The 21563-nt window shown below is 43.9% G+C and carries 18 protein-coding genes and 2 pseudogenes; 10 read left to right on the top strand and 10 right to left on the bottom strand.

The window, feature by feature from the left end; translation table 11 throughout:
• Window positions 1-108: 108 nt before the first annotated feature.
• Window positions 109-462, top strand: coding sequence for a hypothetical protein (locus AB4482_RS11645; protein ID WP_017060510.1), 354 nt, complete (start codon window positions 109-111; stop codon window positions 460-462).
• A 208-nt stretch (window positions 463-670) separates the two neighbouring features.
• Here AB4482_RS11645 and AB4482_RS11640 read toward each other — a convergent pair whose 3' ends face one another.
• The 5 genes from AB4482_RS11640 to AB4482_RS11620 form a co-directional block, all read right to left on the bottom strand.
• The gene (locus AB4482_RS11640) at window positions 671-1567 is read right to left on the bottom strand and encodes an RNA polymerase sigma factor RpoD/SigA (protein ID WP_017060509.1); all 897 of its coding nucleotides are present in this window, start codon (window positions 1565-1567) and stop codon (window positions 671-673) included.
• A 413-nt stretch (window positions 1568-1980) separates the two neighbouring features.
• Entirely contained in the window at window positions 1981-2313 is a 333-nt protein-coding gene (locus AB4482_RS11635; RefSeq protein ID WP_017060508.1) for an Hpt domain-containing protein, read from the bottom strand.
• Window positions 2307-3896, bottom strand: a complete 1590-nt coding sequence (locus AB4482_RS11630; RefSeq protein WP_017064673.1) for a response regulator — start codon at window positions 3894-3896, stop codon at window positions 2307-2309. Before AB4482_RS11630 ends, AB4482_RS11635 begins: the two co-directional genes overlap by 7 nt.
• Before the next feature lie 287 nt (window positions 3897-4183).
• Window positions 4184-5734: a DHA2 family efflux MFS transporter permease subunit gene (locus tag AB4482_RS11625; RefSeq protein WP_372180976.1), complete on the bottom strand. Its 1551-nt coding sequence runs from the start codon at window positions 5732-5734 to the stop codon at window positions 4184-4186.
• A 3-nt stretch (window positions 5735-5737) separates the two neighbouring features.
• Window positions 5738-6802, bottom strand: a complete 1065-nt coding sequence (locus tag AB4482_RS11620) for an HlyD family secretion protein (RefSeq protein ID WP_017072190.1) — start codon at window positions 6800-6802, stop codon at window positions 5738-5740.
• A 128-nt stretch (window positions 6803-6930) separates the two neighbouring features.
• On the opposite strand from AB4482_RS11620, the gene AB4482_RS11615 reads away from it, so the two are divergent.
• Window positions 6931-7833, top strand: coding sequence for a LysR substrate-binding domain-containing protein (locus tag AB4482_RS11615; RefSeq protein ID WP_372180974.1), 903 nt, complete (start codon window positions 6931-6933; stop codon window positions 7831-7833).
• A 68-nt stretch (window positions 7834-7901) separates the two neighbouring features.
• Here AB4482_RS11615 and AB4482_RS11610 read toward each other — a convergent pair.
• The 4 genes and pseudogenes from AB4482_RS11610 to AB4482_RS11595 form a co-directional block, all read right to left on the bottom strand.
• Window positions 7902-10131 (bottom strand): annotated as a pseudogene (locus AB4482_RS11610) (glycoside hydrolase).
• 103 nt (window positions 10132-10234) lie between these two features.
• Window positions 10235-11047, bottom strand: a complete 813-nt coding sequence (locus AB4482_RS11605; RefSeq protein ID WP_017060501.1) for a DUF2861 family protein — start codon at window positions 11045-11047, stop codon at window positions 10235-10237.
• Window positions 11047-11694 (bottom strand): response regulator transcription factor, encoded by a 648-nt coding sequence (locus AB4482_RS11600; RefSeq protein ID WP_372059019.1) that lies wholly within the window; start codon window positions 11692-11694, stop codon window positions 11047-11049. The genes AB4482_RS11605 and AB4482_RS11600 overlap by 1 nt, the downstream gene beginning before the upstream one ends.
• Window positions 11672-13081, bottom strand: coding sequence for a DUF3404 domain-containing protein (locus AB4482_RS11595; protein ID WP_372180972.1), 1410 nt, complete (start codon window positions 13079-13081; stop codon window positions 11672-11674). Before AB4482_RS11595 ends, AB4482_RS11600 begins: the two co-directional genes overlap by 23 nt.
• Window positions 13082-13324: 243 nt before the next feature.
• On the opposite strand from AB4482_RS11595, the gene AB4482_RS11590 reads away from it, so the two are divergent.
• Entirely contained in the window at window positions 13325-13858 is a 534-nt protein-coding gene (locus tag AB4482_RS11590; protein ID WP_017060498.1) for a YbhB/YbcL family Raf kinase inhibitor-like protein, read from the top strand.
• A 56-nt stretch (window positions 13859-13914) separates the two neighbouring features.
• The gene (locus AB4482_RS11585) at window positions 13915-14712 is read left to right on the top strand and encodes a helix-turn-helix transcriptional regulator (protein ID WP_102320430.1); all 798 of its coding nucleotides are present in this window, start codon (window positions 13915-13917) and stop codon (window positions 14710-14712) included.
• Window positions 14713-14726: 14 nt separating this feature from the next.
• Here AB4482_RS11585 and AB4482_RS11580 read toward each other — a convergent pair whose 3' ends face one another.
• A complete protein-coding gene (locus AB4482_RS11580; RefSeq protein ID WP_102320431.1) occupies window positions 14727-15920 on the bottom strand; it encodes a CynX/NimT family MFS transporter in 1194 nt (397 codons plus the stop codon).
• A 132-nt stretch (window positions 15921-16052) separates the two neighbouring features.
• Between AB4482_RS11580 and AB4482_RS11575 the strand changes: the two are divergent.
• From AB4482_RS11575 to AB4482_RS11550, 6 genes and pseudogenes are all read left to right on the top strand, one after another.
• A pseudogene (locus AB4482_RS11575) lies at window positions 16053-16682 on the top strand (D-serine ammonia-lyase); the annotation flags it as partial.
• Window positions 16683-16891: 209 nt separating this feature from the next.
• Window positions 16892-17692: a hypothetical protein gene (locus AB4482_RS11570; protein WP_372180971.1), complete on the top strand. Its 801-nt coding sequence runs from the start codon at window positions 16892-16894 to the stop codon at window positions 17690-17692.
• 226 nt (window positions 17693-17918) lie between these two features.
• Window positions 17919-18380: a hypothetical protein gene (locus tag AB4482_RS11565; protein ID WP_372180969.1), complete on the top strand. Its 462-nt coding sequence runs from the start codon at window positions 17919-17921 to the stop codon at window positions 18378-18380.
• A gap of 357 nt (window positions 18381-18737) precedes the next feature.
• Window positions 18738-19601, top strand: coding sequence for a delta-class carbonic anhydrase (locus AB4482_RS11560; RefSeq protein ID WP_017072180.1), 864 nt, complete (start codon window positions 18738-18740; stop codon window positions 19599-19601).
• 234 nt (window positions 19602-19835) lie between these two features.
• Window positions 19836-20462 (top strand): LysE family translocator, encoded by a 627-nt coding sequence (locus tag AB4482_RS11555; RefSeq protein WP_372180967.1) that lies wholly within the window; start codon window positions 19836-19838, stop codon window positions 20460-20462.
• Window positions 20463-20603: 141 nt separating this feature from the next.
• Window positions 20604-21554: a LysR family transcriptional regulator gene (locus AB4482_RS11550; protein WP_372180966.1), complete on the top strand. Its 951-nt coding sequence runs from the start codon at window positions 20604-20606 to the stop codon at window positions 21552-21554.
• Window positions 21555-21563: the final 9 nt, after the last annotated feature.

The following is a 21563-nucleotide window of genomic DNA, read 5'->3' as shown; positions in this document are numbered from 1 at the left end:
CCGCGATGAACCTTTTTTTTATTTATTTTTTTGTTTCGCTAAATAAACTTGAGAACAGGTAAATATGTCCTTAATTATTAGAAGGGTCCGTTAGACAGGAGGGACGACATGTATCGTTATGTCAGTTCACCGCAAGCGTCGAAGTACATAGTGCCACCGCCTCAACATCGAGAGTTGTCGAGTGTGGATGTGCCTGAGTCTGAATTAGAGATGCGAGAAATATTGAATAATTGGTTTGCTGATGGTTTAGCGCCCATTATTGAAAGTGACGATGACTACATCTCTGCGAGCGATCACGTTCGATTTGAAAAGCTTAGCCGCACCGTTGGGATGTTGTTGAGAAACAAAGATTATTATTTTGCGGCTAAACGGATTTTATCAGTGTGGGAACAAGATTGTCTTGAAACCACTTATATCAATTATCTCATTTTGCGCAGTGAGCGAGTCACTTCTTTAAGGTAAGTTAATGGTGTGGCATTTGTCATTTTTCATTAGGCATTAGGCATTAGGCATTAGGCATTAGGGATTAGCGACTTAGGGTTCGTGTGCTTACGATCTTTTTATTTTTCTAACGAATCAGCAAACAAAAAGGGCAAGCTTGGAGGCTCACCCTAAAGGTCTTTGTTTTGGCTTAACGTTATTTTCAACTAATTCTCAACTGGGTTACGACTTACACCCAACCATCAAATTTGAGTCGTTTTTGAATTCTTTCGACCGCTTCTTTCTGCATTTGTCTAACACGTTCATTAGAAACATTCACATCCAACATTTGTCCGACCTCAGACAGCGTTTTCACCTTGTTATCAAAGAAACCAAAACGGTGGATGAGCACCTTTTGTAATTTTGGAGGAAGTGTATAGATGATTTGTTCTAGAGCTTGGGTAAAGGATTGATCCTCACAATCTTGTTGAGGGTCTGGGATATATTCACTTTCGCATTGATCAAGCACCATAGGCGCATGGCTAGTTCCAACCGTTGTCGTCACGTCAATAAACCCGCTTAACGCCACCAGTTGATCGACGCGTTCGGCCTTTACACCTGAACTGTCTGATAGCTCAGAAATTGAAACCTCTTTACTCATTTTTTTGCTTGCATCGAGCTTTTTTGAGGCGAGGCTGTTTATTTCTTTACACACGTGGGCTGGCAATCGAACGGTTCGACCCGTGTTCATGAGTGCGGCTTCAATGTTTTCGCGGATCCACCAAACAGCATAGGTTGAAAAACGATAGCCTGGTTCTGGATCGTATTTGTCGATGGCCTTAATCAAGCCAATGTTGCCTTCCTCGATCAGGTCGAGCAGGGTGAAATTATTGCCTTTACGTTTTAGGTAACTCTTTGCGATTTTCACAACAAGGCGCAGGTTTGATTCGATCATGACATCACGCGCTTTTTTATCACCCGCGCGATTCAATTTTGCGTAATACACCTCATCTTCACGCGACAGCAGATCAATGCCAACAATATCTTTCAGATAATGAGCATAAGGGTCTGCACTGGTAGAAAATGATTCGGTAATGGGTGTTTCATCCGTGAGCCCCTGAAACGCAGCAAAACTATCGTTGTTCATTTCCTTGTCCTTATCTAGCCGACTGAACGTTTTAGTTTTTTTATTATGCCACCAAGTGATTAACGCTTGGTTTCATTAGAGTGTAGATAACAATTTCTTCTTTACCAATAAATAAAATGCAATTTCGTATGTTTATGTCACAAAAAGATCTACAAATATTTAACTATTTTGCATCTCATCAAGTGTGTTGGTTTTTCGTTTAAAACATTAAGACGGATAGTTTATAAAGCATGTGTTATACATCGGTTTATCTAGATAAATGACGTGAATTTATAGGTGTGGGTTAGAACTATAATTGAGAGGAGAAATGATGAGAAAAATGTTAAGAGTCGAGGTTCAATGTTTCCAAGCACCTCAACTCTTTTAGCTGTGTCGGCTGTTAAGTATCGCCATGCACGTTTTAATTCTATCGACTAATAAGTGCTAAGAACCTCATCGATTTGCTGATTAATGATCTTCATTTCGCTGTAGATAACCGAAAGATCATCATCTTGCGGCGCAAGCTTATTGAGTGTGTTTTGTTCTACTCTTTCCAATGCAACTGTGGCCGTTTCTTCACCAAAGCTGGCTAAAATGCCTTTTAAGGTGTGCACGGTAAAATGAAGCTTGCCCCAATCTTGTTGTTGAACCAACTCTTCGATCTCTTGTAGCGAATTGCCATGGTCTTCTTGATATGTAGACAAAACGGCGTAAATGACGTCTCTGTCATTGTCTAAATAGGCGTTTAAAGCATCAAAGTCTAGCATGTGGACTCCTGTCGGCTGAATGTTGAAAATGGGCTAGGCGGCTTAGTGGAAAAACCATACCTTGATGAATCACTAATCCATTGATTCCATTTTGGAGGAAGTTCTAACTGTAAGATTTCTTCTAGATAGTCGTCGCTAAGTTTCTCATCTATATGAGCTTTATTGACGGCGTATATATAGTCAAGTTTGGCGGCAACTGAATATGGGTAACTGTGAATGTAGTCCTTTATTTCTTGGATCGAACCCAAATTTTCAATGTTTATACACGTTGAAGGGTCGACATTTTTGGACTCAAGTTGGTGATTTATGGCTTCTCCACGAGATTTGAGACATTCCACTGTTAAATGATAAAGAGAGTACTCACCAAAGTGGGCGAGCATGGGTAATAACTGAGTGAGCAAATAAGTCGGTTGGCTGTGGAAATTGTTCGCTAACAGTGTCGAAGCTCTAATCACTTTTTTGTGGGCAATCTGAGGGCTATTTTCGATGAGCAATATGCTGCTCTGAAATAGGGCAAGGCTGGCCAAAACTTGCTGCTGTTGTTTTACCGGAAGTTTCAGGTTTACCAACTCGGTGAATTGGTTGGCGTGCTCAAGCAAAATACGTTTGTACTTTAGTTGCGTCTCGCGCTGATACGTTGCTTTTAAGGAATTAAAGTGCGCACCAATGGAATGGATGACATCAATGTCAGCAGCTGAAATGTGGGTTGCATACATCTCACCTAACTTTATGATCATATGTGTGTTATCTGCGTTCTCAGCTAAGTCGATGGCCCTGATTGCACGATGGCTGATGCTGGGAGTCATCTCAAATGCACGAATCGCTAATTTAAGAGCAGGCAGCAGCATTTTATGTTTTTCATAGATACAGCTTAAGCAGTCAATCACGCTCAATGAGAGTGGCTGTGCTATTAGAAAATTGTGGAGCTTATCTATGGCTAAATTTGGCTTGCCTAAGCTGTCGAGAATCAGCGCCTCAGCCACCAATTTGGTTGGGTGCATGTTGGTTTTGGAGTTGTTAATGACGCTAGAGAGTAACTGCCATTTCTTACCTGCAATTAAATGTTCAATCAATGTCGCTTCGAACTGAACGCTAGTACCATTAGGGGAGATCGCCAAAGCTTGAGCTAATCTCTCTTGACTGGCAATGGGATACAAATCATTCAGTTGGGTGAGTTTCTTTGAAACGGACACGGCACTTTGGATCTTTTTACCCAACGTTTGAGTATTAATCGGTTTAGAAACGAAGTGGTGTGCTTCACCTGAAAGGGCGGTTAATACTGTTTCCTGACGCATATCCCCAGAGAGCAAGATTGTCGCCACAGTATGATCGATGAGGCGGTTTCGATACAGAATGCCCAACAGCTCAAAGCCAGTAAAAGACTGTTCTAAGTGGTAGTCAATGAGGAGTACATGAAAAGAGTGTGTCTCGACCGCTTTAATGGCTTTTCGATAGTCGGTCGCAATAAAAATACAGTCGCGCGAAACTCCCAAACTAGCCAGTTGCTGCTTAATAAGTATTGTTGCGCTTTTAGAGTCGTCGACGATCAAAATTCGAAGGTCTGTTGGTAAGGTCAAATCCATTTTCCTTAATACCAAATGTTATGTTTAATTTAGGTGTCAAGTTGCACATTGTCAAGGTGCCTATATCACATACAAACACTCAATAAACTATTGGTAATTAAAGAGTATTAGATAACATTTATGAAAGCCTTCAAACGCAGGTGACTTTTACCTGATTTTAGTGGGGTTATACGTGTTTAGAAATAAAAAAGAGGCAAGCCGATAAGCTCACCTCTCTGTTTTATTGTTCGATTTTTTATTCGAAATGTTGTTCTTTGCTTGAAGTTTTATTTACCGAAACTCTAGCGTTAATCACGCATGTTTAGAATCAATACTGCCGCTAGAGCCAAGAACGCCGTCATCATTAAGAACACATCGTTGTAAGCCATGATGGCTGCGTCACGTTGCATTGTGCCGAGCAAACTTGCTTGTGCTTGTTGCATCGCAGTTGCGGCATCACTTCCTGACTGAATGAAAAACGCTTGTTGTTGCTGAAGCGTCTGCCAACCAAGTTGACTCACTGAAGGTAGCGACTCCTTGATGTGTGCTAAGTGCTCACGGGTTTTGTTATCCAATAGCGTAGCGATAATCGCGATGCTGAAAGCGCCCCCTAAGTTCCGCATTACGTTGGTTAACGTTGATGCGTCTGGCGTGTCCATTTTGCTGATGTTCTTCATGGCAACCAAAGACAGCGGAACCATGATGAACGGACTACCAATAGCACGCAGAACCATAGATAAAATCAGCTTTTGCCCGCCAAAATCGATTGTCATGTGTGTATTTACGTAACAACTAAAACCGAACATCGCGAAGCCAAAGGTAACCAAGTACTTAGGCTTAATGATCTGTGTTAGCTTTGGCACAATTGGGAATATCAGAAGCTGTGGGAAACCCATCCACATTAGCACTTCACCAATTTCCATCGCGTTATATTGCTGAATTTGAGTGAGATACATCGGTAGAACATAGATAGAGCCGAGCAATGCCATTCCTAGAATCAAATAGGCGATACAAGACATCGCAAATTGCCCATCCCGCAATAGCCGCAGGTTAACCAATGGCTTCTTGTGTTGGAGTTCGTTTATCACGAAGTAAACCAAACTCACCGCCGACACGATACTCAAGCCAATAATAAAGCTCGAACTGAACCACTCTTCACGGTTACCTTCTTCTAACACCACTTCCAAACAACCTAGCCCTAATGCCATGGTGGCGATACCAAACCAATCGGCTTTTTTCAGCGTGCCAAGGTCGAGCTTTTCATCGTCCAAGCCATATCGGATCATGGTGATCACAAGCAAAGCTGGCGGAATATTGATGTAGAAAATATAGTGCCACGAGAAGTTCTCCGTCAGCCAGCCACCAAAGGTAGGGCCAATCGATGGAGCAAAGGTCGCGGTTACACCAAACAGTGCCATACCCACAGCACGCTTGTTGACCGGCAATAACTGAATCACCAGCGAGAAAGCAAGCGGGATTAGAGCACCACCACTGAAGCCTTGCATCGCGCGGAACACGATCATCGAGGTCATGTTCCAAGAGAACGAACACAACAAAGATGAAATGGTGAAAATGGCTGTCGTCCACGTGATATAACGGCGTTTACCGAGCGCTTTAGAAAGCCAACCACTGAGTGGGATAGCGATCATCTCTGCGACTAGGTAAGACGTAGAGATCCACGAGCTTTCATCCAAGGTGGCTGATAGCGCACCTTGAATATCTTTGAGAGACGAGTTGGTGATCTGAATATCCAAGATCGCCATAAACGCGCCAATCAAGCCGCCAAATAGGGCGATCCAATGGCGTCTCGAAACCTCGTCATCATCATTTGTTTGGGTGACAACACCAGCGTTACTCATGGTCTAGCCTCGTTTATCGATGGTCGCTACCACAGACAAACCAGGAAGCAGTCGACCTTTCAACTCTTGCTGATCTGGAATAGTAATTTTAACCGGTACACGTTGAACGATTTTAGTGAAGTTACCGGTCGCGTTTTCTGGTGGTAGGAGCGCAAATTTAGCGCCAGTCGCAGGGGAGAAACTGTCTACCACACCTTCAAGAGGCTGCCCCGGGAACGCATCCAGCTCTACTTCAACCGTCTGACCTTTGTGAATACCACTTAGCTGTGTCTCTTTGAAGTTGGCTTCAATCCACACTTGGTTGTTTGGTACCAAGCTCATCAGTGGTGCGCCTGCTTGAATCAGCAAGCCTTCACGTACGCTGCGCTTACCAATCACGCCATCTGCTGGCGCGTAAATTTTGGTGTAATCAAGGTTAAGCTGTGCTTGATCTCTCTGGGCTTGAGCTTCGGTCACGGATGCATTTGCTTGCTCAATCTCACTAGCGATAACGGTTAATTGGTCATTGGTTGCAACGAGGTTTGCTTTTGCTTCTTCTAAATCTGCCTGAGTTACTTTTTGTTGTGCAACCATGCTATCGACTTCATCTTGAGACGCGTAGTTACGCTTTAGTAAGCTACGAGAACGTACCACTTGTTGAATCGCGCGTTCGTATTCAGCTTGTGCAGAATCAACGCGGCTTTCTGCTTGATTGATCTTGCTACGTTGTAACGTTTGTTGTGCCACTAGATTTTTGACGTCTGATTGCACGACGCTTAAATGGGCGTTTGCTTGAGCGAGTGCTGACTGGTAATCACGGTCATCGATTTGAACCAGCAAATCACCTTCTTTAACCGATTGGTTATCACTCACATAAGACTTAACAATATAGCCAGAGACCTTAGGGCTAATATTCGTGATGTCGCCTTGTAGGTAGGCATTGTCGGTAGATTCAAAGTACTGGCCATAGCCGTACCAGTATCCAGCACCGGCTAAACCCAATGACAGCATGATCGCAGTAGCAATAAGCGGAGCTTTTTTACGTTTTTTTGTGCTTACTGTTTGCGAAGCGTTGTTGTTCTCTGTCATTTTTTCTTTCTCATTTTGTTTTTATTTAGATGTAACGAATTGTAAATAAATTCGATTGATTGATAAGATAGGAAAAAAGGAAAACACTGTTGCAAAAATCTAACTAATGGCGCTTTGGGAGAAGTACGATGGACTTAAATGCTGTGACTGTTTTTACACAAGTTGTTGATTGTGGGAGTTTCACGCACGCAGCTGAAGCATTGAACATGACCAAGTCGACCGTCAGCCGAAAGCTAGACGAGCTGGAACAGCATCTAGGTGTGAGGTTGATCACTCGTTCGACACGAAGTTTAGTCTTAACGCCAGAGGGTGAGCGCTTTTATCAGTCGAGCATGCAGATGCAAGAGGTCATGAACCAAGCTGAGCTAGAGGTTTCAGCCAATCAGGATTTGATCCGAGGGCAGTTGAATGTTGTGTTGCCTGTCGAATTGGGGCATCAAGTATTAGCCAAATACATCCACAGCTTCCTAAAAGAGCACCCAAACGTGACTTTGAACTTAGAACTGTCGAATCGAGAAGTCGACATCATTGCGGAGGGTATCGATCTTTACGCACAAATTGGTGAGCTAGTGGACTCGAGCTTGGTTTCTCGCTACCTCACAACATCAAAGCGTGTATTGGCAGCCAGCCCTGAGTATTTAGAGCAGTTCGATGACGTCTCTTCACCCGATGATCTTGAACCGCCATTCAGAATGATTGAGGTGGTGAACAAGGCCGCGCGTCTACCCAAGTGGCATTTACAATTAGAAGGCGGTGAGTCGATTTTGATCGATCTGCCGTGTCAGTTACGGGTGAATACCATCACGGCATGCCTAACAGCTTGTGTAGATGGGCTCGGCTTGGCGGTGCTTCCTGAATTCATTTGTCGGGAACACTTTAAGACAGGTAAGCTGATTCGTCTGTTACCTGAATATGAGATGCCAGAAGTTTCAGTAAGCCTAGTGTATGCAGACAGGCAGTTGATGCCGAAACGTAAAAAGGTCTTTATCGACTATCTACTGACTGCCTTTCAAAATAGGAAGCAAAAGTAACGGGGAAAACCTTAGCGGTTAAGTGCTTAGGCTTCCTATTATTCGTTATTGTCTAAACCGTATCGAAGCTAACTATGATCGGGCTGCCAGTCGACGACTTGCCCATTCGCCAATATAGCTTTGACCGATAGGGCAGCAATATCGACACCGTTGTAACGAAATGCCTTGTTAGAAAAGTTAGCAATGATCTTACTCCCGTCACTGAACAAGGTTTGTTGAACCTTGCCGCTATTGTCTAACCACAAGAAGTCGACTAATTGTTTATCCCATAGCTTCTCATGTATTGGCTCAAATCCATCTTGATAGTGCTTCAAAGCTTTAAGCCTTGGGCTTGAGCTCGATAACGCTTCATCTCGTGTTAAGTGAACCATGGCTGGCGTGTTGTAAAGCATGGCAGTCAAATCACGATGGGCTTTCACATTGGTGAATTTCAAGCTGTCTGAATGCCAGTGGTGGGTGTTAATCACTTCGTCATGAAATACGGTTTGGTATAGTGGAATTCGGTATTGAGGCTAAAACAGCAATGACTTGTAGGGGTCTTTGACCTTAGCGGACTTGAAGAAAAAGTCAGGTTTATGGTCTGGATACCAACGACCCAAGTAATAAGGTGACTTGCGGTTTTCTTTCATCTCTTTGTCTGACCAACCAAAGCCGACCGTTTCTAAGCCGTGTGCAAAAGCGATGCCTTTTGTCGTCAGGCTATTGCCATCTTCAGAACCAAGCACTAAATCTGGTTGTTCGCTTAACCACTGCATTCGGTTATTGAAGGCAGAAAGCGTATCCGACTCACTGCTATTATCGCTGTAGTCCTCACGCGCCATCGCAGTTGCATCAACATCTAGGAACAGGCTATTGAAGTGACCAAAGCGCATGATATCTGCGGCGCGCTGTTTTACATAATCCAAATGGCAATTCGGGTTCAAGTAAAAGCCGTTTCCACGAAATCCTTTTTTCAAACTCCCATCCGCTAGTTCAATCGCACAACTTTGACGCATCGGCTCTGGTAATTGAGCGGTTAGCCAGTTGTCATTGAGTTTCGCAGGAATGGCTGTGTTGTAGGAATCGTAGGTGCCGACCAGATATCCGGACTGTTTTGCCAGAGCCACGGCGTTAGGTTGATAGAATGCTGGCATCCAATTGTCGAATCCGAGCCACAGTTTGTTTAAGCCTGCCTTATTTAGGTTGGTGAGCATGTCTGAAGACAACGCTTGTCCCCAAGTCTCTGACGAGTTTAGGTACAGGGAAGCGTGCTTTAGCAACCAGTTCTTCTTATCCTGTGCTGCTTTATATTGCGCTTTAATCGTGTTGTTTTCGAGTGTCGGATTACCAACAGGATATAACACCAGCAATGACTGGCTAATAGAGTCCAACAATAGTTGTTTGTGGTACTGACTGAACCAATCTTTCCCCTTGGAGAGTGACGATAGCTCTCTTTTCGCTTCCGCAGAAACATTGAGTTTAGAGCCCTCTAGATACCATGTTTTCAATCCCCACCAGTCACTCACATCTTGGATGCTTAATGGGTCTTTGCCAAATAGGTAAACGTGGCTCGCGCCGATCAACTTAGTCACATCTGGATTGCGCTTTTGCTTTGCTACAAGCGTTTCAGACTGGTCATTATTGATGCGCTGCCTTCATATCAATTTTGGTTTTTGTATTTGAGGAAGCATTAGAGGATGCATCTGAAAAGAGCAGTTGATTGTTGGTTGCATTAACCATTTGATAGCTAATGAAATGATTGTTTTGCTGTACTGTCCAAAAAGGCATCTTCAAGTCTTGAGTAGTGTTACTTCCAGAATGGTTACCGACGAGATAACTTGCCCAAAGCTTGTTGTCAGTAGGCACGCGCATACCTTCACTAAACGGAAGAAATAGTGTCTGAGTTTGTTGTTCGGCAAGATCAAACCACGCCAATTCGATGGGTTTGTTTCGTTTCACCTGTATATTTGAAGGTAAGCTGAACTGAAAAGTGAGCTGGTCTTGATTAAGCTCTGCCTTAACGTTTATTCCACTGGGTACTAAGGTCCAAGTGGCGATTTTTGCTGAGTCAGCTTTATCGGAAAAGCCAATGACCAGATTGGTCGCTTTCTGTGGTTGGCTATCAACGGTGAGAGCAGCACTGTTAACGCTTAAGCCGTTCCAATCGACCTCTAAAGTATTCGATGAGGTAGCGACGGTATTGTTGTTACTGGTGAGCGTTATTTGGCTCGCTTGTGCGTTGGATGAAAACAGACAAGCTGTTGTTAAAGCCACAATGGCAAAATTAGAAAGATTGAGTGGGTGACGTACGCTGAGCATATTTAGATTCCGTAAAGGGTAACTACGGTTATTACACCTAAGTAGCGCTAGTGCTTTGTCACCTATATGTCTCTATTTTCTGTTTGGCTTTAGTGGTTTTCCATTAGAAAGGCACGGCGACGCGCTGCACATATTGGACTTCAATAGCGCCTTGGTATTCAAACATTTCAACCGAAGCACTCAAGTGCTTGGCTTTGGTTCCAAGTGGACTTTCTGTGGGAACGGGTGCTTGCGCTGTTTTGATTGGCACTTTGTAACCCAGCAGGTTGTAGTTTTCATCAAACCATTGCCAACTCACGTTAGCGTCGGGGCAGTTGTCGATCACCTTTGGAGGCGAGAGCACGATATGTGGTTCGCTGAGTTTACTTTCGAGCGTCAGCCATCGATTACTGTTATTTAAAGCGACAATAATAGGGTAGTGATTTGAACCTATCTTTAGTTGATAAACACCAGATTCGGGTTTGATGAACATTTCATTGGTTTCAATCTCTTGATACTCATTATTGGAAGCGAGTTGTCCATCGAGAAGGACTTTACCTTTAGGCGATACCAAAGAAAGAGTTTGAGTTTCTGAGCCTTTGCTGAGTTGCTCGGCAGAGACTTTGATTTGATAACCGTGCGACGACAGGCCATAGCGTCGAATGAAGCTGACTTGGATGTGGTGTTTTGGCTCAGCACTTTGTTTGAGTAAGGTTCCACATTGAGTCTGGCTCAGGATCTCTTGTTTGACTGGCAGCCAAAGCTCACTATCGAGTGATTTGTGATCGAGTGCGATTTGCAGCTCTTGCCACGCAACTTGAGGTTGGTCATCAAGTAGAGATTGATAGGTGTGCTGCAATGGCGTGTCGGTAAACCATGCCGCATGACTTGCGAGCGGCAATGTGTAGATCAGTGCGGTTAACGAAGTAACTTTCATTATGATTCCCCGGCCAAGCGGTAATCAACGCCACGATGTGTTTCTATATTCAATGTTGGCAGCTTCTGGCGTAAGCGCAGTATGTGATTATCAATAGTTCGGGTACTAGGAAAAGCCTGATATCCCCAAATCTTATTGAGTAATTCATCTCGGTGAAACACACGACTTTGGTTCTGAACAAACAGTACCAATAGCTGAAACTCTTTAGGTTTTAGTGTTACAGGGCTTTCATCCAGATAAGCGATCCGTTCCGACAAGTTGATTTGGATATTTGCGTAAGTTAAGAGGCTCACACCTAACGGACGTAGCTGGGTAATGACTCGAGCGAGTAACTCGTCGTTCGAAAATGGTTTAGTCACATAGTCTTTGGCACCCGCCATTAAACCTTCAACACGTTGTTGAACTTCTACTTTAGCGGTCAACACAATCACAGGCAGCGCTTTGAGGAGCAACCAGTTTGGAAGGTGTTGCAAGCTGTCCCCATCTTCAAGCTGTCGATCCAGTATCACAAGATCGGCTCGAAACCATTTCTTACTGGCATTCTCTGAATCCTTCGCCCAAAGGCATTGGTAACCATTGGATTCAAAGAAGCTGACGAGGCCTTGTCCAAGCAGTTGGTCGTCTTCAATCAGCAGTAGGGTGTTCATAAGCAATTTCCAAAATACATCGGGTTGGGTTACGAAGAATAATGAGGCGGCCATTCGCTTGCTTCATCAAGTGCTCGACAATAGTCAGGCCAATGCCCATGTTATCCAGTTCGTGCGTTTCACTTGGCGTGACACCAGACATGAGCCGTTGTATCGGTGAAGGGAAGTGCCCCTCGTCTTGTACCTCAATCGTCAGCTTGTCACCGAGTTCGACCTTTACCAAAACCTCACCTTTACCATGTTGTTTGGCATTCTTGATTAGATTATCCAAGCAGATGGTTAGCCAGTAATAGGGAAGGTTCAGTTCAACTTCACGCGCTTCACATTGATAAGAAATATTGTGCTTTTCACAGACATGATCGAGCCACTCTTCTAATGAAGCGTTTTGCTTCAACAAAGGCTCTGACTGATCCGAACTTAGGTACACTTTGCTGTTTTCGGTGAGCTGAGAAAGCCTTTGATAGTCAGATATTAAACGCCAAACCGCACTTTGAGTTTCATCAGAAAAGTCATCGTAGCGATTTCTAAACATTTCGACGGTTAAGCCTAGGCTAGTAATAGGCGTGCGCAGTTCATGAGTAAGAAGCTGTAAAACGAACTGCCTCTCTTTTCGTTGTTTTGTTCTTAGGTATAAGACTCTAGCGAGCCCGGAAAGCAACGTTAGCAGCAATGTAAAGATCAACGTTTTCATGATCAGATTGTCATTGCTAGGCTCGTTTAAGCACACGTTACTGTAACGAAAAGTACAGGTTTCACCTGCCAAAGATACCTCTTGTTGCTCTGCGATAGGTTGCCAAACATCTAAGGGAATAGCTTTCCAGCCTTGTTCGCCACTTAACCAAAGCACATCATCTTGTTGCCAAGCGCGGTATCCATTGAGCAGTGCTTCTCTGCCTTGTGCACTTAGGCTTTCTAGTTTGTTATATAAAGGGTGCAGAGGGTTGGTAAGACTCAAAAATGGGCGTATCTGCTCGGTCACATCTGGGTAAGCGGCTAAATAACGACCAGCAAAGCTGCCACCGGCAGGGTGACGTTTGGAGTGTGCTGCAAACCAAATCGAATCCAATGTTTGTTGCTGACACAGAGCGAGCTCGAACTCGATGGCTTCATGTAATGAAGGGTTACTGCTTTCAATCGCTTGGCAGTGATCTTGTATTGACGCTAACGCTGCGATGTCGTCCCAACTGAATTGGTTGAAATCAGGATAGCGGCTATTTTCATGGAGCAGAACTTTCGGATACTGAGCCAACTCTTGTTGAGATACTAAGAGTGGGGATGATTGCCAGCTCAGTTGATACAGAGTTTGCCACTTATCTTGCAAACTTTGGGCATTGACTAGGGTTGGGAGCCAAAAGATCAAGCAAAGAGCTAATGTAAACCTGCGCATCCAATCATTCTCGTTAAAAGTCGTGGGGCGAGTCTAAAGAGTTTTGGGCGCGATTTGTAACCTGAATGTCAACAAGTGTTCTTTTAACAACAAATTGTCGAGTGGGTCATGCTTTTAAATAATAAAGTACAAATACAGTAAGTATCATTTATTTGAAATAAAATAGATAATTGTGTACTTACTGTCATTATTAGGCGAAGTGAGGGGACTATACTGGGCTCATACCTAATAAGAGGAACCATCATGAAACTCATCATCAAATCAGTATTGGCAATCAGTATTTTGGCTACAGGCTCTGCTCATGCGTTCGAATTAACCAGCAACGATATTCAAGAAGGTCACCCAATGGCAAAGACTTTTGAATACTCTAGTTGGGGTTGTGACGGCGATAATCAATCACCACAATTGATGTGGAAAGATGCACCAGCAGGTACCAAAAGCTTTGCTATCACAGCTTATGATCCAGATGCACCGACTGAAAGTGGCTTCTGGCATTGGGTTGCGTTTGATATCCCTGCAACTGTGAACGAGCTACCTCGCGGTGTCGACATCTCTAAAGTCGGTGGCAAAGAAGGTCGCATTGATTACGGTACAGTTGGCTACGGTGGCGTTTGTCCTCCAGAAAAAGATGGTATGCACCGTTACCAGTTCACGGTTTGGGCATTACCAACGGACAAACTTAACCTCGACGAAAATACGCCGTCGGCTGTGGTTGGATTCACGTTGAACAGCATGGCTTTAGACAAAGCTAAACTGACCGCAACTTATACACGTTAATAGCTTATGTACGTTAAAGCTTATACACGTACATAATAAGTAAACAAGGGGATGAGATGAATCATCAATATCAAGTGACGATCTTTCGTGCAGAGCAGTTACAAAAACTGCGTAATGTGAGGATTCTATCCCCTAGTATCATTCAGATTATTACAGGCAGTAAGCGCCTGTTTTGGAAAGATTCAGCGGCAGAGCTCTCACATTCTGAGCTGTTGTTTTGTGAGGCATCAGCTTCACTAAGTTTTGAGAACATGCCCCACAAAGGGCGCTTCTTGTCGCGAGTGTTCAGCTTTCAATTCCAACCTTCTCAGGCGATGCTTGATTTAAGTGAGGAACGGTCGAATGATCTGGGACTGCCTACAGTAAAAGTGGATCGAAACTTACAAGACTCACTCAATGCTCTGTTCTCTTTTGATACACAGAGCATGAGCAAAGAGACTCAACAGTTTTGGTTGCAGGGCTTGTACCAGCAATTAGCTGAAAAAGGGGTGTTGCATCTATTGTTTGTCAGTGCCAACGTCTCGTTTAGCCAAAAGCTCAGCCATTACCTTTCACATTCACCAGATGAGAAACATCCATTAGAGTCGGTGGCGGAGCGTTTTGCGATGAGCCGAGCCACGTTGATTCGGAAGCTCAAACTGGAAGGCATGCAATATCGAGAGGTACTGGCTGAAGTTCGCTTGAGTCACGCGCTTTATCTGATGCAAAACGGACAGCAGAATGTGGCGATGTTGGCTCAGTCTTGCGGTTACCAATCGGAAGGGCGTTTTAGTCAGCGCTTTAAAGGCAAATTTGGTTTGTCGCCAAGTGAATACATCAAAACCGTCGTCAGCCATAGAGTCGCGACGCCATAGTCATTATGTTTGGCTTAAACGCTCACTTTCTTATCTCGTGCTGCCAATGCCGCGAAAATCGTGCACGCAAAGGCAACAGATGCGATCAACAGAATCGGCACACTCCAAGAATCTGTCTGAGCATGAAGCTTACCCACCAGCGTTGGACCAGTGGCTGCCAACGCATAACCGATTCCCTGAGCCATACCCGACAATGATGCGGCTTGGCTGCTATTCGATGTACGCAAGCCAACAAAAGAGAGCGCGATAATAAATGTCGAGCAGTTGGCTAATCCAAACAGTCCCACCCAAAAGATCGCAAACTCAGGCAAATACAGAAGACCAATCAATCCAACAAATACACTCGATGCACATAGAGTGATGAGCCATTGTTGATTGTCACTTTTGGCTAAGAACGGCAGTAACAGCAGCCCCGGAACCATAGTCGAAAATTGCAGAAATCCATAAATGTAGCCCGCGTCGATTTCGCTGTAGCCAAGATCGTTCAATATCTGTGGCAACCAGCCAGCCAAAGAGTAGAAGGTAAATGAGTTAAGCCCAAGCGCTAACGTTACTTGCCACGCTACGCCGCTTTTAATCATCTGTTTCATCGGCAGAGGTTTGTCTTGTTGCTTGTTATTGCTGGCCGAAGATGAGCGTTTTCTGATTTTAGGCAACCAGATCATCAAAGCTAATATTGGAAATACCAAGTTCATTAACAGCGCTAATTGCCAACCCGTGATCGTAAATAAGGTTAGATTTGAAAACGGCACCATCAAACTTGAGCCTAACGTCGACCCGATGCCCATCGTAAAGATGTACAGAGAAGTCACAGTAGCGATGCGTGTCGGGAAGCTAACTTTCACTACTACAGGCAACAACACATTACCAATCGCGATACCAAGCCCGATCATCACCGTGCCGATATACAAGGTTGGGGTTAACCCAGCAGAGCGCAGTGTAATACCCGTAGTGATCAGAACTAAGCCTAATAACAGGCTAGGCTCTAGACCAATTCGTTGGGATATCTTGGTGACTAATGGTGAGAATAAGGCAAAAGTTAACAGTGGCAAAGCTGTTAAGAAGCCTGCAGCCGATGACGTAAGGTTGAGGCCTTCCATAACCTGAGAAAGCACAGGAGCCAAGCTCGTAAAAGGCCCACGAAGGTTAAGTGCTAGGAATAGAATCCCTAACATCACGAAAATGCTATTACGAAGAGAGGCGCTCATAGGTTGTTCTACTGTTTGCTTATGAGAAGACAGGCTAGCCTACAGATCATTGAATGATTACACAAATACCGTTTAAATAGGTTTACTAATGATTGAACCTGCGCAGTACGCGCTTAGCCCGAAAAGTCACCCATGACTGTATTAAATATCGACAAGCTCATCTCGGACTTCCCACTGCTTCAACAATTGATTGCATTGGAAGACGTGGTTTGGTTTAACCCAAATGTGACGACTCTGGAGCGCGGTTTGCTTTATGTGGGATTAGGCGAACAAGATATTCACGATGCGAGCATGAGGCTACAAAGGTTTGCTCCTTATCTAGCCAAGGCGTTTCCTGAAACTCAAGCGATCAATGGCATCATCGAGTCTGAGCTTATTGACATTCCATCTATGAAATCAGTATTGGAAGCGCATTATCAGCAGTCTATAAAAGGGCGTTTGATGATGAAGAAAGACAGCCATTTGCCAATTTCAGGTTCAATCAAAGCTCGCGGTGGTATTTATGAAGTACTAACGCATGCCGAGAAGCTTGCGATTGAAGCCGGGTTACTGTGTGAGAGCGATGACTATAGTAAGTTGCTCGAACCTGAATTCCGTGACTTCTTTCAACAATACAGCATTGCGGTAGGTTCAACGGGTAACCTAGGTATGTCGATCGGTATCATGAGTGCAAAATTGGGTTTTACGGTCTCTGTTCACATGTCGGCAGACGCGAGATCTTGGAAGAAAAGCAAACTTCGTGAGCATGGCGTCTACGTTGTTGCAAATATGAGCTGCTAAAAAGATAAGTCATGATAGAAGAGTGTTGTTTATAGCTTGTACACACTCTTTCTCACCTCTAAATCCCACCTTAATTCAAACAATAACTTGCACAGATCGTTATCCAAAACACACATTTTATAAATTAAGCTTCTTAGATGTTCTAACTATCAGTTAGGTTGAGTGGCATTCAACTTGATAGGGATTGAGCAATGCAGACGGACAAAGTGATACAGACAAGACACATAAACACACCAGAAAAATTACTCCAGCGTTTAGATGCGATTGGGGAGTCTTTGGAAGCATCGGGTAAGGCTCATGCTTTGCTGGGATTGGGCTCAGTAGGTATTGAAACAGAACGACTTGATCAGTATTCAGATGTCGATTTTTTCGCAATAGTGCAAACAGGGCACAAGCAGTATTTCTTAGACAGTTTGCATTGGCTATCTGATATTCACTCAATCGACTACGCAGTGAGAAATACCGTCGATGGCTATAAAGTTCTGTACGCTGACGGAATCTTTTGTGAGTTTGCAGTGTTTGAACCCCACGAGTTAGCGCACATTCCGTTTGCTGAAGGGCGTATTGTTTGGCAGCAACATGAATTTGATACACAGTGTTGTGTTTCACCAATAAAAGGGGAGACAGACACTAATTCCCAAGATTGGATCATTGGTGAGGCTCTAACCAATCTTTATGTGGGTATGTCTCGTTATAACCGAGGCGAAAAGCTGTCGGGCAGTCGGTTCGTTCAATCTTACGCACTTGATCGTTTGATCGATCTTGTGGATCAAACTGAACATTCTGAGCCTGAATTTGTCGATGAGTTTATGTCGGATAGAAGGCTAGAAGCACGCTTCCCTAAGTTTGCCCAATTGCTACCAACCTTTACCCAAGGCTACGAGCGCACCGCTGAATCGGCACTTGCCCAACTAGCATTCCTCAACACCCACTTCGCAGTCAACCAAGCCATGTGTGACCGAATCTCTGAACTGTGTTCCAGTAAAGATTAAGCTTATAGCGTGTGAATCCCCAAGCCTAACTGACACCACCTTTCAGATGATAAGCGGCGGGCAACCTAATTGAGCTCTCGAATTATTATTCTTAAGCACTAAACCCGTACGCTTTTGTTTACTCTTCAAGACCGTGACTGTTCGTGTTTACTCCGCTTATCACTGGATGTAGTCAGCCAAATAAAATACAATCGAACAATGTTTTATTAATTCGTGCTTTATCATTATGATGAGAAACTTACTCATATTCATCGTTAGCCTGTTCTTCTTAACAGCCTGTTCTTCAACGAGTAATCATCAGCTAGACGACGAGACATTGAGCAACGAAGACGCTATGTCGAAAAGTATAGAGGGAGAGAGTAATCTCGAGACTTCAAAGGATACAAACGCTGAGACCAGCGTTGATTCTTCCCATGATTCAATCGTTAATCATCAACCACTCACTAACCTTGATTCAAATAAAGACACGATAGCTCACGCCAATGCAGAGCCAGAATCAGTGGGACCTTCTCAACTAGCAGCGACAGAAACAACGGAAAGCGATGCTAAGAGTGGCGGTGAAAAAGGCATCGGAAGCTATTTTATTCGTCATAATAAACCGACTAAGACGGTGATTAAATCACTAGAGGGCGTGACAGATGCATTGAACGTCATGACGTTTGGGATATTTGCCACCGGTAACGGTTAAATCGTTAACTTAGAACCACAACCTAATAGATAGAATGAAACGTGAAGGCGAGCCAGATGGTTCGCCTTTTTTGATCTTCTAAATCTGGCCACCGTTGTTCCTAAGAATCATGCTCACTTATCTGAGCGCTGAGTCAGGCGACGGTTAACGAAAATAGGAAATTATTAGTTCTGGAAGGGAGTCGCCGAATTTACCCTGTTTGACTTGTTATATGCATCAAGGGTTCTAATACTCATCCCAAAGTAAGCAATGAAATCTAATCTTACAAAGACAAGCCTTATATTCACTTATGAGCATAGTAAGATGTTTGCTGTTAAGTCGGTTTGGGTTTAGTTATCAATATTCTAGGGAAGAAAAATGAAGAATAAGAGTGTGTTTTTAAGTGCTGCATTGGTGATGTTGTCAGCTCATGCAAATGCATCAGACGCGAACCATGAGTCTGTATCAGATGGTGTTATCGCAGAACAAAGAGCAAAGCTTTCTGAAAATACCCAAGGACAAGGTTTTGGACCGCAAGCTCCACGAGATTTGGGTTCATTAGAAGGTAAAAATACTAGGCTGTTCTCGGATGCCCCTGATTCAACAGCGATGAACTTATGTAATATTCACTTCCATAAAAATGCTGAGCATAAAGGTGGAGAGTTTACTCAATACGCTGGTAACGGTGATGGTAAGGGATTCCAGAGTGGCTTTAAATACACAGGCAAGCTGAGTTCTGCTGAGCTGAAACCATTTGAGGGCAAGGTTTGTCCGAGCGAGCATGGTTCTTTGCATTCGGGTGACACCATTGAAGTTCACTATGTTTATTCAACGGCGCAAGTTGAACCGGGTGAAACACTGGGTGCTTGTTTTAACGATGCGATTACCAACCCGCAACTGCGTGTAGAAACCCAAGTTTACGTATTAGTGAATGACGACAAAGCACCCGACTTTGAAGCGCTCGCTAAACATTCAAAAGTGAACGGCTTACACCAAGCACCAAACATCCCACAAGATACGGGCTCAGCGATCCAATACGCAGGCTCTACAACGGGTCCTGGTTATAATGAGCAAGGTTCACCTTTCCAAGTAACATGGAGCGTTAGACCACAAGTCGCGAAAGTAAATATCGCGACAGTAGGTAGCTGGTGTGAAGGCAATGACTTTAACGAAGATCACGCCCACGGTGTGAGAAATTTGGTGGTTAACCCTGAGTTGTTATCACCCATTCGTAACGACTAAACGATTCTGGCGAACAAAATGATTAAGGCGAGCCAATAGGTTCGCCTTTTTTATGCCCTAACGAAAAGTACTTAGGTTTAGGTTTAATTAAGTCTGGTGGGTAAATTACGTGCGACACTTATTCAATACATGAGTTGTGTAAATCGTATTTAGTAAAAAACGTTCTTTACCAGAATCGAAGCTCCATGATACGTTCATGATCAATTATGTTGGGTTATAGAAAAGGACGGTCCAATGTCATTAGAAAGTGCGATTACATTCTTTATTGCCATGTTTGTATTTGGTATTACTCCGGGGCCTGGCGTCTTTGCCATTTTAGCTCGTGCTATGGTTCAAGGATGGCGAAAGTGCGTCACGCTTTCGTTAGGTATGATATGCAGTGATCTTATTTACCTTGCGCTTGCCTGTTTCGGTCTAGCAACGATTGCCGAGAATTGGTCGATTGCGTTTGAGGTGATTCGCTATGTTGGTGCAGCTTATTTGATTTACTTGGGCTACAAGATGTTTAAGAGCCTGCCTGAAGTGCAAGGCTCTGCGGAACTTGCGGCCAAACAGAGACAGAAATCTGAACTCGCGAGTTTCGCGCAAGGCTTTTTGATTTCAGCATCGAACCCTAAAGTGATTCTGTTTTATATTTCGTTCTTGCCGACTTTTATTGATCTGACTGTTCTGCGCTCACAAGATATCGTATTAGTTTCTGCTTTAGCATCTGTTGCTCTGATGTCAGGCTTAATGCTTATCGCTGTGGGCGCGGGCAGAATGGCAGGTTTGTTAAAAACGCCACGCGCACATAAAAGGTTAAACCAAAGTGCTGGTGGAATAATGATTGCTGCTGGCTCATATTTGGCGATCAATCGATAAATACGAATCTTTAAACAAAAAGGCGAACCGATGGGTTCGCCTTTTTAGTTGGATATAAATGCCATCGTTTAAACAGAGACTTGTTTGTTAGTCACAATGGTGCAATTATTTAACGAGTGATATTACTCAGATGCATGTCTTATGATGACTATCGAACAACAGCTTTCTCGGCTGGATCTAAACTTATTGGTGTCGTTAAGTGTTTTAATCAAAGAGAGGAACGTAACGCGAGCTGCCAATACCTTGTATCTGTCTCAGCCTGCGATGAGTCGTACCTTAAGTCGCTTGCGAGAGTTGTTTGATGACCCACTGTTCTATCGAGAGTCTAATGGCTTAGTGCCCACGCAAAAAGCGTTAGAACTGCAAGCACCTTTAGAAGAGTTGCTATTGGCGATGCGAAGCCTAGTAACGAAATCTGCGTTTGATCCTGCTGAGTGTGTTCAAACCTTTGTTGTTTCTGTACCGCCATTAATGAGTCGGATGCTTTCTGTGCCCCTTGCTGAACGGTTCATGCACGATGCTCCAAACGCCAGTCTTATCGAATATCCGATTGCAAAAACGCCTACTAGCCAGCTGTTATCACGAGATGTGGATTTTACGATTCACATCGAAGCCCCGAGCAATCCAATCGAATTTCCATGCGTGAGTCTTGGGCAGATCTATCCAGTATTTTACGTTTCTGAACATCACCCTTTAGCCAAAGCTGAAAATGTCACACTTGAGCAGTGCCTTGAATCTCGCTTTGTCGATCTCACGCTCGATATTCGCTCGAATTACGGACTGCAACACCCTGTAGACTCTTTTTTAGCTAAGAATGGAATGCAAAGAGACATTGCTTTTAAAAGCGGACAGCTTCTTACGTTAGTGGAAGTGATGCAGAGTTCGAATACAATTTTGGTTGCGACCCACAAATTGACGGAACTAGAGGGAATAGGCGACAAGATAGTGCCGATATTCTCTCTAGATAATGTTCCCGAGTTAATGTTCGAGCTGTTTTTGATTGAGCATAAAAGAACTGTTACTAGCCCAGCCCATCAATGGTTCAAGAACTTAGTCGTGTCGGTGATTGAAGACGTTGTTTGTGAAAGTTGAGCCCAACGT

Origin of the sequence: Vibrio sp. 10N.222.55.C7 (assembly GCF_041473335.1) — a bacterium.
Lineage (GTDB): Bacteria > Pseudomonadota > Gammaproteobacteria > Enterobacterales > Vibrionaceae > Vibrio > Vibrio crassostreae_C.
Note: the sequence above shows the minus strand (reverse complement) of the source record. Positions and strands in the feature narration are given on the sequence as shown.